The organism is Alphaproteobacteria bacterium (assembly GCA_030739735.1).
Taxonomy (GTDB): Bacteria; Pseudomonadota; Alphaproteobacteria; order UBA7887; family UBA7887; genus UBA7887.
This window is the reverse complement of record JASLYQ010000020.1, coordinates 1-12,271: the sequence shown is the minus strand read 5'-3', so window position 1 is coordinate 12,271 and position 12,271 is coordinate 1. Positions and strand designations below refer to the sequence as shown.

At 61.1% G+C, this 12,271-nt stretch carries 13 protein-coding genes; 5 read left to right on the top strand and 8 right to left on the bottom strand.

Annotated elements, in window-relative coordinates; genetic code table 11:
• Window positions 1-7 precede the first annotated feature (7 nt).
• The 4 genes from lpxA to gloA are packed head-to-tail and all read left to right on the top strand — an operon-like array spanning window position 8 to window position 3,200.
• The gene (gene lpxA / locus QF629_10245; protein ID MDP6013911.1) at window positions 8-811 is read left to right on the top strand and encodes an acyl-ACP--UDP-N-acetylglucosamine O-acyltransferase; all 804 of its coding nucleotides are present in this window, start codon (window positions 8-10) and stop codon (window positions 809-811) included.
• Between the two features lie 4 nt (window positions 812-815).
• Window positions 816-1,628 (top strand): UDP-2,3-diacylglucosamine diphosphatase LpxI, encoded by an 813-nt coding sequence (gene lpxI / locus QF629_10240; protein MDP6013910.1) that lies wholly within the window; start codon window positions 816-818, stop codon window positions 1,626-1,628.
• The gene (gene lpxB, locus QF629_10235) at window positions 1,625-2,788 is read left to right on the top strand and encodes a lipid-A-disaccharide synthase (GenBank protein ID MDP6013909.1); all 1,164 of its coding nucleotides are present in this window, start codon (window positions 1,625-1,627) and stop codon (window positions 2,786-2,788) included. Before lpxI ends, lpxB begins: the two co-directional genes overlap by 4 nt.
• A gap of 10 nt (window positions 2,789-2,798) precedes the next feature.
• Complete coding sequence (gloA, locus tag QF629_10230; protein MDP6013908.1) at window positions 2,799-3,200, top strand: lactoylglutathione lyase; 402 nt, start codon at window positions 2,799-2,801, stop codon at window positions 3,198-3,200.
• A 2-nt stretch (window positions 3,201-3,202) separates the two neighbouring features.
• Here the strand turns inward: gloA and gltA are convergent, their stop codons facing one another.
• From gltA to QF629_10190, 8 genes are all read right to left on the bottom strand, one after another.
• Window positions 3,203-4,522: a citrate synthase gene (gltA, locus tag QF629_10225; protein ID MDP6013907.1), complete on the bottom strand. Its 1,320-nt coding sequence runs from the start codon at window positions 4,520-4,522 to the stop codon at window positions 3,203-3,205.
• 611 nt (window positions 4,523-5,133) lie between these two features.
• Window positions 5,134-6,522, bottom strand: a complete 1,389-nt coding sequence (gltX, locus tag QF629_10220) for a glutamate--tRNA ligase (protein MDP6013906.1) — start codon at window positions 6,520-6,522, stop codon at window positions 5,134-5,136.
• A gap of 436 nt (window positions 6,523-6,958) precedes the next feature.
• Window positions 6,959-7,645 (bottom strand): transcriptional repressor LexA, encoded by a 687-nt coding sequence (gene lexA, locus QF629_10215; GenBank protein MDP6013905.1) that lies wholly within the window; start codon window positions 7,643-7,645, stop codon window positions 6,959-6,961.
• Window positions 7,646-7,726: 81 nt separating this feature from the next.
• A complete protein-coding gene (locus QF629_10210; protein ID MDP6013904.1) occupies window positions 7,727-8,950 on the bottom strand; it encodes a molybdopterin molybdotransferase MoeA in 1,224 nt (407 codons plus the stop codon).
• A complete protein-coding gene (gene moaC / locus QF629_10205; protein ID MDP6013903.1) occupies window positions 8,940-9,416 on the bottom strand; it encodes a cyclic pyranopterin monophosphate synthase MoaC in 477 nt (158 codons plus the stop codon). Before moaC ends, QF629_10210 begins: the two co-directional genes overlap by 11 nt.
• A 1-nt stretch (window position 9,417) precedes the next feature.
• Window positions 9,418-10,221, bottom strand: coding sequence for an indole-3-glycerol phosphate synthase TrpC (gene trpC / locus QF629_10200; protein MDP6013902.1), 804 nt, complete (start codon window positions 10,219-10,221; stop codon window positions 9,418-9,420).
• Window positions 10,221-11,240, bottom strand: coding sequence for an anthranilate phosphoribosyltransferase (gene trpD / locus QF629_10195; protein MDP6013901.1), 1,020 nt, complete (start codon window positions 11,238-11,240; stop codon window positions 10,221-10,223). Before trpD ends, trpC begins: the two co-directional genes overlap by 1 nt.
• A gap of 4 nt (window positions 11,241-11,244) precedes the next feature.
• Window positions 11,245-11,829 carry an aminodeoxychorismate/anthranilate synthase component II gene (locus tag QF629_10190; GenBank protein MDP6013900.1) on the bottom strand — a complete coding sequence of 195 codons (585 nt, stop codon included), beginning with the start codon at window positions 11,827-11,829 and terminating at the stop codon, window positions 11,245-11,247.
• A 159-nt stretch (window positions 11,830-11,988) separates the two neighbouring features.
• Between QF629_10190 and QF629_10185 the strand changes: the two genes are divergently transcribed.
• Window positions 11,989-12,271 (top strand): hypothetical protein (locus tag QF629_10185; GenBank protein MDP6013899.1); only part of this gene is annotated, 283 nt, incomplete at its 3' end.

Here is a 12,271-nt window from a genome sequence, read left to right as displayed (position 1 = left end):
TGACGCCGTGCCCGTAAATATTCATCCGACTGCCATCGTGGAGCCTGGTGCGAATATTGACGATGGTGCCATTATTGGTCCTTATTGTATTGTCGGCGCAGACGTACGCTTGGGAGAGGGGGTTGAACTCGTCTCCCATACCGTTATCACTGGGCGCACGAAAATCGGCGCGCGTTCGCGTGCCTTTCCTTTTGCTTCGATTGGCCACCGGCCGCAGGATCTAAAATATCGCGGTGAGCCCTCGCGCCTCGAAATCGGTGCGGACACTGTGATACGCGAGCATGTTACCGTCAATCCAGGCACCGAGGGTGGAGGCATGCTGACCCGTATCGGCGATCGCTGTCTGCTTATGGTGGGCGTGCACGTGGCCCATGACTGTCTCATTGGCGACGGTGTGATCATGGCCAACAACGCGACCCTCGGCGGACACGTCTCGATCGATGACTTTGCCGTCCTTGGCGGCATGAGCGCTGTGCATCAATTTGTGCGTATTGGCCGTCATGCTATGATTGGCGGCATGAGCGGCGTGGAGAATGACGTCATTCCCTATGGCTCGGTCATGGGCAACCGGGCCTATCTCTCGGGCCTTAATATCGTCGGGCTCAAGCGCCGCAATTTCTCCCGTGACGTGATCCACGATCTGCGCAAAGCGTATCGTCTGCTGTTTGCGGAGGAAGGTACGATGGCTGAGCGCCTGGACGATGTGGCTGAGGAATTCAGCGGTGTTGATCCGGTCATGGATATAGTCGAATTCATTCGCTCTGACAGCACGCGCGCCATCTGCCAGCCCAATCTAGACCGCGCGGCCTAATATAATGCTGGGCGTGCTGGCGGGGGGCGGACCCTTGCCGAGGCAGATCGTTGAGGCCTGCCTGAGCGCTGAGCGGCCGGTTTATGTCATCGCTTTTGACGGCATCACTGACGCAACGACGGTGGAAGGCGTAGGTCACACTTGGCAGCGACTTGCCGCCGTTGGTGGTACTATCAATACGCTCAAGAAGGTAGGTGCGGAAGAGCTAGTTTTAGCAGGGCACATTGCACGCCCATCCCTGTCCTCGCTGCGCCCGGATTGGCGTGGTATGACACTGCTGCCAAAGCTTATGGCAGCTGGCCAAGGTGACGATGCCATTTTGACCACCGTGCTGGCCGAGCTGGAAGGCGAGGGTTTTCGTATTCTCGGTGCACATGATGTCCTACCGGACTTGCTGGCGATGCCCGGTATGATCGCCGGGTCGCGACCCGGCAAGTCCGACGAGGCCGATATCGCCCGTGGCATAGCCGTGGTACGTGCCCTCAGCGAGATCGATGTGGGGCAGGCAGCCGTTGTGCAGCAGGGCATCGTGCTGGCGGTCGAGGCTATCGAAGGCACCGATGCTATGCTCGCTCGCTGCAAGGGACTGAAGCGTGACGGCGGCGGTGGTGTGCTCGTCAAATGCTGCAAGCGCGGCCAGGACAAGCGCATCGATATGCCGACGATTGGCCCACACACGGTAGAGGGTGCGGTCACTGCCCGGCTCGCCGGTATCGCGGTTGAGGCCGGTGCGACCTTGGTTTTGGAACAGATGAGGGTGGTACAATTCGCTAACGACGCCGGCCTATTCGTGGTCGGTATCGACGCATCGGTGTGAGCATCGAAGAGGGTCCGCTTGTCTTTCTGGTTGCTGGTGAGCCGTCCGGCGATCTTCTCGGTGGGCGCTTGTTGACGGCGCTAAAGAAGATGACGGACAGTAATGTGCGCTTTGCCGGCATCGGCGGCGAGGCAATGGCCGCGGCAGGGCTCGAGAGCCTTTTCCCCATGCAGGAACTGTCCGTCATGGGGTTGGTTGAGGTGTTGCCGCGGGCGCCGCAATTGCTGCGCCGAATAGCAGAGACGGAGCGCGCCGTCCGCGAGATGAGGCCCGCTGTTGTTGTCACCATTGATGCGCCGGGGTTCTGCTTTCGTCTTGCCAAGCGGCTCAAGGGTAGCGGCATCCCGCTGATCCATTATGTGGCACCGAGCGTCTGGGCTTGGAGGCGGGGCCGTGCGCTGCGCGTGGCGGCCTTGTACGATCATTTGTTGACACTGTTGCCGTGGGAGCCAGCCTATTTTACGCGCTACGGTCTTGCCTGCACATTCGTCGGTCATCCGGCCGTCGCTGAGGCGCCACCAAGCGATGGCGTCACTTTTCGCCAAAGACACAATATTTCGCCAGATGTTCCGCTTCTAGCCGTCTTGCCGGGTAGCCGCATGGGTGAGGTCCGCCGCCTACTGCCGATCTTCGGTGCCGCGCTGCACCAGCTTGCTGGGCGCATCGAAGACTTGCAAGGCGTCGTGGTGACGGTGCCTGCCACTAGCGCAGTTGTGACCGCCACCACCGCAAACTGGGAGGTGCCTACTACGGTTACCGATTCCAGCGAGCGTGCCGATGCCTTCGCTGCCTCGCATGCCGCCATCGCCGCTTCTGGCACGGTGTCGGTGGAGTTGGCTGCGACGCGCACGCCCATGGTGGTAGGCTATCGCATGGCACCGTTGACCATCTGGATCGCTAGGTGTTTGGTGCGTATCCCTCACATTAGTCTGGTCAATTTGGCACTTGATGAGGGGATCATTCCGGAACTTATTCAGGAAGATTGCACGGCGATGGCTCTTGTCACCGAGGCCGAGAAATTACTGGTTGATGCGGAGGCGCGAGAGACGCAAATTGCGGCCTTCGATAAGGCGCTAAACTTGCTTGGGGGCAGCGCCAACCCTAGCGAACGCGCCGCGCATGCCGTGCTCGACGTTATTGCCGCGCGAACTACCCGATAGGAGACGGAGAATGGCTGAGGCAGTCCAACCGCGGATGCTGCATACGATGATCCGAGTTAAGGACCTAGATGCGTCGCTCGATTTCTACACCCGTTTACTGGGTATGGACTTGCTGCGGAAGACTGACTTCCCGGGCGGGCGTTTTACTCTGGCATTTGTCAGCTATGGGTCTGAGGAAAGCCATAGCGCGATTGAGTTGACCCAGAACTGGGATCAGGACGGGCCTTACGATCTTGGCAGTGGCTACGGGCACGTAGCGCTTGGTGTGCCCGATATTTATGGAACCTGTCAGGCGCTGTCGGAAGCGGGCGCCAAGGTAGTGCGCGAGCCGGGGCCAATGAAGCATGGCTCGACCGTAATCGCCTTTGTTGAAGATCCAGACGGCTACAAGATAGAGCTTATCGAGCGCTGATTTCAGCGCTGCTCTATCGGCACCCAGGCGCGCTGCGCTGCGCCGACATAAAGCTGGCGCGGGCGACCTATCTTTTGGCTCGGGTCTTCGATCATCTCGTTCCACTGGGCGACCCAACCGACAGTCCGCGCCACGGCGAATATCACCGTGAACAGGTCCACCGGGATGCCCATGGCACGCAAGATGATGCCGGAATAGAAATCGACGTTGGGAAACAGCTTGCGATCGACGAAGTACTTGTCCTCGAGCGCTAGCTTCTCCAGCGCCATGGCAAGCTTGAGCAACGGCTCGTCTTGCACGCCGAGCTCGGCTAGCACCGCGTGGGCCGATTCCCGCATTACCGACGCACGCGGATCGTAATTCTTGTAGACTCGATGGCCGAAGCCCATCAGGCGGAAGGGATCATTCTTGTCCTTGGCGCGGGCGATGAACTCGGAGATACGGCTGACATCGCCGATCTCCTCGAGCATGCGCAGCACTGCCTCGTTGGCGCCTCCGTGGGCCGGCCCCCACAGCGAGGCAATGCCGGCAGCAATGCAGGCAAAGGGGTTGGCACCAGACGAGCCGGCGAGGCGCACTGTTGAGGTCGAGGCGTTTTGCTCGTGATCCGCATGCAGGATGAGAATGCGGTCGACGGCGCGCGACAGCACCGGATTGACCTCGTATTCCTCGGCTGGTACTGCGAATAGCATGTGCAGAAAGTTCTCTGCATAGCTTAGGTCGTTGCGCGGATAAATGAAGGGTTGACCGATCGAGAATTTGTAGGCCATGGCTGCGATCGTCGGCATTTTGGCGATTAGGCGGTGTGAGATGATCGTGCGTTGGCGCGGATCATTGATGTCCATGGCGTCGTGGTAGAAGGCCGACATGGCGCCGACCACGCCAATCAGCACCGCCATCGGGTGTGCGTCGCGCCGAAAGCCCCGATAGAGGTGGGTCAGCTGCTCGTGGATCATGGTGTGGTAAGAGACGTTGTGCACGAACGTCTCCTTTTCCTTGGTGGAGGGGAGCTCGCCGTCTAGCAGCAGGTATGCAACCTCCATAAAGTCGGATTTCTCAGCTAGCTCCTCGATCGCATAGCCGCGGTGTAACAGGATGCCCGCCTCACCGTCGATATAGGTGATGGCGGATTCAGCGCTGCCGGTCGAAGTGAAGCCCGGATCGTAGGTAAAGCGGCCGGTCTCGGCGTAGAGCCGGCGCACATCAATGACATCCGGCCCAATTGTCCCCTTGATCACGGGTAATTCAACGAGTTTGCCGGTTTCGGTGTCGGTCAATGTGACGCTTCCCGCGACTCGCGATATGGCGGCCTGCTCTGCCATTAAAGAATCCTTTTTCTGTTGGCTGGGACGGCCGGCCAGGAAAGGCCCGCGCGCGGGGTCTGGAACATACTAACTCGCCCAAGAATTGGCAAATTTCAACAGAGATTATGAAATATAAGAATGAAATAATTATTATTAGTTATAATTAATTATCATTTTTTATTAATATAATACATCACTAAAAAAATTCGGATTCAATACGATAAAAGGCGCGCTCAATGGTATCCTCGTCGACGCTATAAAGCGTGCGCAGGTGGCCTTCAAATCGTGGCTCGAAGGGAGCCCCTCCGCGGTGACGGCGATACGGGCCTCTTCGAAAACGCAAATCATGAAGCGGAGCGGGTCCTTATGTGGTATGAGAATTCGCGGCAACACCTAAATAGGCACCCCCGACTTTCACGTAGTTGAGGCATACAAGGCGACGCTCCACCGGTAACGCTGCTTGCCGCGATCATTGATAACTCGGTTCTTGATATAGTGGTCCCTGGCACGTCTTGCGATCTGGCGTTACTTGTGGCGATCGATAAGCTTGTGGTGTGCTCGCGTTACGGCTATGCGGAGCTGGATACGCATGGCCTAGGCGGTCTTGCTGACACTTTTCTATACGGTCGTTAGTCTGCTATCTCGGAGAGTCGCGCCAAGGTCTGTTCGCGACCCAGAACGGCAAGAACTTCGAACATGCCGGGCGAAGTAGTGCTACCTGTAAGCGCCGCGCGCAGGGGCTGGGCAATCCTGCCGAGCTTGAGCTTCTGCGCCTCGGCAAACCCGCGCACCGCAATCTCCAGCGACTCCTCGTCCCAGTTGGGAAGTGCTGCAAGCTCCTTTGCCAGAGCACCGAGTCTGCCACGGGCTTCTGCGTCGAGCAACTTTGCTGCCTTGTCCGACATCGCGGGCGTTTCTCCGATCGCGTAAAAGCGCCCCGCCTCTGCCAGCGCTAACAGCGTGATGGCGCGGGGCTTGAGACCTGCCATGCCGGCCAGCAGCCTGGCCCGGCCTGCGTCGTTGATATTGCCCACAATGAGTGGCAGCACCAGCGCCAGCAGGCGGTCGTCTTCGGCCTCACGGATGTAGTGACCGTTGAGGCTTTCGAGCTTGGTCATGTCGAAGCGGGCGGCAGCGCGGCCGATGCCGTCGAGGTCGAACCATTGGATGGCCTGCTCGGTCGAGATGATCTCGTCGTCACCATGCGACCAGCCAAGCCTGAGCAGATAGTTGCGCATGGCCTCGGGTAGTATGCCCATGTCGTGGTACGCATCGACGCCGAGCGCGCCGTGGCGTTTCGATAATTTGGCCCCATCGGCGCCGTGGGTTAGCGGCATATGTGCGAATATCGGGGGCTCCCAGCCAAGTGCGCAGTAGAGTCCCGTCTGGCGAAAAGCGTTGTTCAGGTGATCGTCACCGCGAATGACATGCGTGATGCCCATGTCGTGGTCGTCGACTACCACCGATAGCATGTAAGTAGGTGTGCCGTCGGCGCGTATCAATATCATGTCGTCAAGCTGGGCGTTGCTTTGGCTGACGCGGCCCTGCACGCTGTCCTCGATCACCGTCTCGCCCTCGAGCGGCGCCTTGAAGCGGATCACTGGTCGAATATCGGGCGGGGCTGCGCTCGGATCGCGGTCGCGCCAGCGCCCGTCATAGAGGCGTGCACGACCCTCGGCGCGCGCTTCCTCGCGCATCTTAGCCAACTCCTCCAGTGTGCAGTAGCAGCTATAGGCAAGGCCCGTGTCAAGCAGACCGGCCGCGACCTTGGCGTGGCGCTCGGCACGGGTAGCTTGGTGCACAGGCTCGCCATCCCAATCGAGTTCAAGCCAGCGCAAACCGTTAAAAATGGCTTCCACCGCCGCTTTGGTCGAGCGCGCGCTGTCAGTATCCTCGATGCGCAGCAGGAAGCGGCCGCCATGATGGCGCGCAAAGAGCCAGTTGAACAAGGCTGTCCGCGCCCCGCCTATATGCAGAAAGCCGGTGGGTGAGGGAGCGAAACGGGTGACGACGGTCATGGTCATGGCCCCCGAGAGGCGATGGCAAAGGCGCGCGCTACCTAGCATACTCGCGTTGCGGGGGCGAACGCCTAATTGCGAACGAGGAAGTTGGACTGCGTCAAGTTATCGGATCTTAGAATTTTCCTGCTCAGCGATGACGGGCTTATGGTGCTGTCGAGCACTCGGGTCTCCCAGTTTGTCGGCGAGACCTGCCTGTGGCGGGCCAACCGTCGCGCCTATCAAAGGTCCACGCGCGATCGCCGAGGTTTGCGCGAGTGCCGATCTGCCGGTGAGCTTGGTTTTGGTACGTTGCGCCTGCAGCGGCGGGCCGTTCATAGACCGTTTCGATATTCGGTGCCCCGGCGCCCACGCGCTACGGCTGTGCGGCGGGGCTGAAGTGCCTCGTTTGCCGGGCAGCCGAGAAGCACGGTCGCTGCCCAAGGAGCGCGCGATCTCAGTAGTGGCGAATAAGGCCGACGAGACGACCTTGGACTTTGACCCTGTCAGGCCCGAAGATACGCGTCTCGTAGACTGCATTGGCCGGCTCGAGTGCCACCGACTTTCCCTTGCGGCGTAGGCGTTTGAGGGTGGCCTCGTGATCGTCGAGCAAGGCTACGACTATATCGCCGTTGTCGGCGGTGTCGCTGCGCCGGATGACCGCTACATCGCCGTCTCGGATGCCCGCATCGATCATCGAATCGCCGGCGATCTCCAAGGCATAGTGCTCGCCTCGGCCAAGCATGGAGGGTGGGATATCAACGGTGCGCTCGGGCTCGCTCAGGGCCTCAATCGGCGTGCCCGCGGCGATGCGGCCGAACAGGGGTAGGGCCACGGCCGAAGCCTCAGCGGCGACAGGTTTACTGGCAAAATTGGGGCGCACTACGTTAGCGGACGCCTCCTGCGTCGCTTTGGCTGCAGCGCCCGACTCCTCTGGCGCCTTTAGCACTTCCAGTGCACGAGCCCGATGCGGTAGGCGACGAATGAAGCCGCGCTCTTCCAGCCCGGTGATCAGCCGATGTACACCGGATTTGGAGCGCAGTCCAAGCGCCTCCTTCATCTCCTCGAAGGAGGGCGAGATGCCGTTCTCCTCAAGCCGCCGATTGATGAAGAGCAACAGATCGTACTGCTTGCGGGTCAACATGACATCACCGCCACAATATCTAGAACAAAACCGAAACGTTGGCACATGTTCTAGTTTGGTTCCGCTTGCCTGTCAAGTAACTCAGAAGGTCACCATACCGCCTGGGAACATCAAGACGTCAACCATGTCGCCGGCTTCGGCTGCGGGCGCATGGGGCGGGCGCAGGATCAGGGCGTCGGCGTCTGCCAGGGCGGACAGCATGGAGCTGTCCTGAACCGTGAACGCCTCGACTTTGAGTGCGCCGTCTTTGCCGTGGCGCAGCTTGGCGCGCAGATAGTCCTGGCGTTGGTCGTTGGCGCGCAACGGTGCGGTGAGGCGTGCCTGGCGAAAATCGTCGGTGGCGGTCATGCCTTGCATTGCAATCAGAGATGGGCGCAGGAAGACTAGGGCACAGACCAGCGCCGAGACAGGATTGCCTGGCAGGCCGAGGAATGGTGTGCCGAGCAGGTTACCGAACAACAGCGGCTTTCCGGGGCGCATGGCGATGCGCCAGAAGTCAATGTTGAGACCTTGCTCGCCGAGCACCTTGGCGACGAGATCGTGATCGCCGACTGAGACGCCGCCGGTGGTCACTAGCATGTCGTTGCCGGTCGCGCCCTCAGCCATGGCGCCGAGCGTGTCGGCATCGTCGGGCGCGATACCCAACACTATGGGCTCGGCACCGCAGGCGGAGACTACGGCTGCCAAGGCGAGCGAATTAGAGCTCACGATTTGGCTCTCGCCAATGGGATCTCCCGGCATGACGATCTCGTCACCGGTGGCCAGAATGGCGACGCGTGGGCGCTGGCGCACTGCGAGCCAGGGCCGGTTCATGGCGGCTGCAAGCGCCAGGTGCCGCGCTGTCAGCAGCGTGCCGGCCTCAATACCCACGTCACCGTCGCGAAAATCGAGCCCGGCGAGGCGGATGTGACGTCCCGGACGCCCAGCTTCCTTGACTATGACCCGGTCACCATCGGCCTCGGTATCCTCCTGGATGATGATGCAGTCGGCGCCTGCCGGTACCGGCGCACCTGTGAAGATGCGTACCGCTCCACCAGCCCCGACGCTGCCACCATAGGCGCTACCCGCCGCGGATTCGCCGATGCGGGTGAGCGTGGTTGGAACCTCTTTCACATCAGCGACGCGCACTGCATAACCGTCCATGGCCGAGACATTGGCCGGCGGCTGGGTGCGTCGTGAGACCACCGTCTCGGCGACGACGCGCCCCAACGCTTCGGCGACGGGCACCTGTTCAGCAGGCAATAGGGGTATGGCACCGATCACCCTGGCAAGGGCGTCGGCGACGGGTATCAAGTTAGTCGGCATTGTAAGTTCCTGATTTGCCGCCGGACTTGTGGCGCAATCGTATTTCGCTGATACGCATGCCCCTGTCGACGGCTTTGCACATGTCATAGATGGTGAGCGCGGCGACGGACGCCGCGGTCAGCGCTTCCATCTCCACGCCGGTCCGGCCCTTGAGCTTGCAGGTCGCGGTGATATCGACTGCGTTGTCCGCTTCGACGCATTCCAAATCGACCGCCACCAGGGTTAGGGTCAACGGGTGGCAGAGCGGAATCAGGTCGGGCGTGCGCTTGGCCGCCATGATGCCGGCGAGGCGCGCTACGCCAAGCACATCGCCCTTCTTGTGATCGCCGGCCATGATCATGCGCAGCGTCTCGGGCGCCATCAACACGCGGGCACCCGCGACTGCGATCCGCTCAGTCACGTCCTTGGCGCCGACATTGACCATCATAGCCTTGCCGTCGGCGTCAAAATGGGTGAAGTCGGCCATCTTAGGTTACCTTTTCTGGCGTTAGTAGCGCGCGTACCGCGGTCGTCACCTCGTCTTGGCGCATCAAAAATTCCCCGATCAAAAAACGATATACCCCGGCGCGTCGCATGCGCGCGATGTCGGCCGGGCTGGCGATGCCGCTCTCGCAGACTACCTGGCGCCCTTGGGGGACAAGTGGCGCCAATTGCTCGGTCGTCGCGATATCCACACTAAGGGTTTTGAGATTACGGTTATTGATCCCGATCAAGGGACTGTCGAGATGGGCCAGCGCCCGCTCCAACTCGGCGGCATCATGGATCTCGATAAGGACCGCCATGCCGGCCTCGATCGCTGCGGCTTCCAACTCCTTCGCTTGACCATCGCCGAGCGCCGCCATAATCAGCAGTATGCAGTCAGCACCGAGAAGTCGAGCCTCGATCACCTGGTAGGGATCGAGCATGAAATCTTTGCGTAGGGCAGGCAGTGAGACGGCATCACGCGCCGTGCTGAGATGGGCGTCCTCACCCTGGAAATAGGGCGTATCGGTGAGTACTGAAAGGCAGCTTGCGCCACCGTCGGCGTAGGCGCGGGCAAGGGCGGGGGGATCAAAATCGGTCCGGATCAGACCTTTGCTTGGTGAACTCCTCTTGATCTCCGCGATCAGGCCGATGCCTTCTGTAGCGGCGGCATCGAGCGCGCCGACGAAATTGCGTGGCGGCGCTGCGGACGGCAGTTTGGCAAGCAGTTTCGGCAACGGCTGTTCCGCCTTGCGAGCGCGGATATGTGCCCGCTTATTCTCACAGATGCGGGCTAGCACGTCACTCATCAGGCGCTGCCGTTGGTGATGTCGACAAGCTTGGCCAACACCTCGCGTGCCTTGCCGCCATCCACGGCCGCCGTAGCCTGGGCGACGCCTTCAGCAAGATTCGCCGCCCGCTCCGCGACCACCAGTGCCGCGGCCGCGTTGAGCAGCACGATGTCGCGATAGGCGCTGACCTCGCCGTCAAGGACCGCGCGCAAGGCCGCCGCGTTCTCCTTTGGATCACCGCCTTTGAGCGCTGCCGCGGCGGCACGGGTGAGTCCGGCATCCTCGGGCGTGACGGAAAAGGTGGAGACGTTGCCGTCCCTCAGTTCCGCGACCTGGGACGAGGCAGTCGTAGTCAGCTCGTCCATGCCGTCATCACCATGCACCACCCAGACCCGGCTCGAGCCGAGCTTGCCAAGGACCTCGGCCACGGGGCGCAGCCATTTGGCGTCGAAGACACCGATCACCTGGCGCTCGGTGCCGGCCGGATTGGAGAGGGGGCCGAGGATGTTGAAGATGGTGCGCGTGCCGAGTTCGACCCTAGTGCCGGCGACATGGCGCATGGCACCATGGTGACGCGGGGCCATCAGGAAGCCGATGCCGACTTCGGTGATGGCGCGCTCGACGAGCGGTATATCTGCTTCGATATTGACGCCGAGTGCGGTGAGGATGTCGGCCGAACCCGACTTCGACGACAAGGCTCGGTTGCCGTGCTTTGCGACGGGTACACCGCAGGCCGCCACCACCAGCGCAGCGCCCGTCGAAACATTGTAGCTGCCGGAGGCGTCACCGCCCGTGCCACAGGTATCGACCGTGTCGGGAGGGGCATTGACCACCAGTGCCCTCAACCGCATGGCCTTGGCGGCACCGGTGATCTCGTCGACCGTCTCGCCGCGCACGCGTAGGCCCATCAGGAAGGCGCCGGTCTGGGACGGCGTCGCGTCGCCAGACATCATGATGTCGAAGGCCTCGTGAGCCTCATCTTCGGTGAGCGTCGAGCCGGTGGCAAGCTTGGCGATCAGAGGTTTGATATCGGCCATGGGATCAGGCAGTCACCTTGGAGCCCGCCATCTCGAGAAAATTGGCAAGCAGGGCGTGGCCATGCTCCGAAGCGATGCTCTCGGGATGGAACTGCACCCCGTGGATGGGAAGCTGGCGATGACTGAGGCCCATGATGATGCCGTCCTCTGTCTCCGCGGTAATTTCCAAGGCCTCGGGTAGGTTATCCCGCTCGACGACTAAAGAATGATAGCGAGTTGCCCGGAAAGGTGAGGGGATACCGGCAAATAGAGGCGATCCTGTATGCTTGACCGCGCTCAGCTTGCCGTGCATCAGCACAGGTGCGCGTACGATTCTGCTGCCGAAGGCTTGGCCGATGCTTTGGTGACCGAGGCAAACGCCTAACATGGGCACTTTGCCTGCCGCGGCGTCGACCAGGCTGAGGCATATGCCGGCCTTGTCGGGGTAGCAGGGACCCGGCGAGAGAACGATAGCGTCGGGGGCGAGGTCGAGCACCCCGGCCGGCGTGATCGCATCATTGCGGTACACGCGCGTTTCCGCCCCCAACTCGCCAAGGAAGTGGACAAGGTTGTAGGTGAAGCTGTCGTAATTATCGATTAAGACAAGCATTCTATGTGGTTATAGGCAATTTCTCAGAGCACGTGGAACCCGTTTCCGCGGGCCCTCAGGAGAAGCCAACAAAACAGCCTGCCGGGCCGGCGTCAAGAGGCGACGGGCCAGCAATCAAATAGGTTCTTAACCGTTGCGACTTGGGATTATGCTGTGCGCGTGAATAAAAAAGACGTGACGGCAGCGATCGCCGCTGCCCGGGCGAAGTTACGCCCGCTACTGTCGGGCGCAATATTGGTCGCGGCTGGCTTTGCCGGCGGCTGGCTAGTTGGCATCGGTAGTGGCGACAATGCTCCTGCCGCCTTGCTTGTGCACGGGCCTTCAGAGCCGACGGTTGGCCAGGCCATGGCGACACTTTATGTACCGGTGACGCCGGAGCCGACTGTCCCCTTCCTGGCGCGGCTCCCAGGTGCGCCGGCCTATCGCGATCGCCCGACTGAGG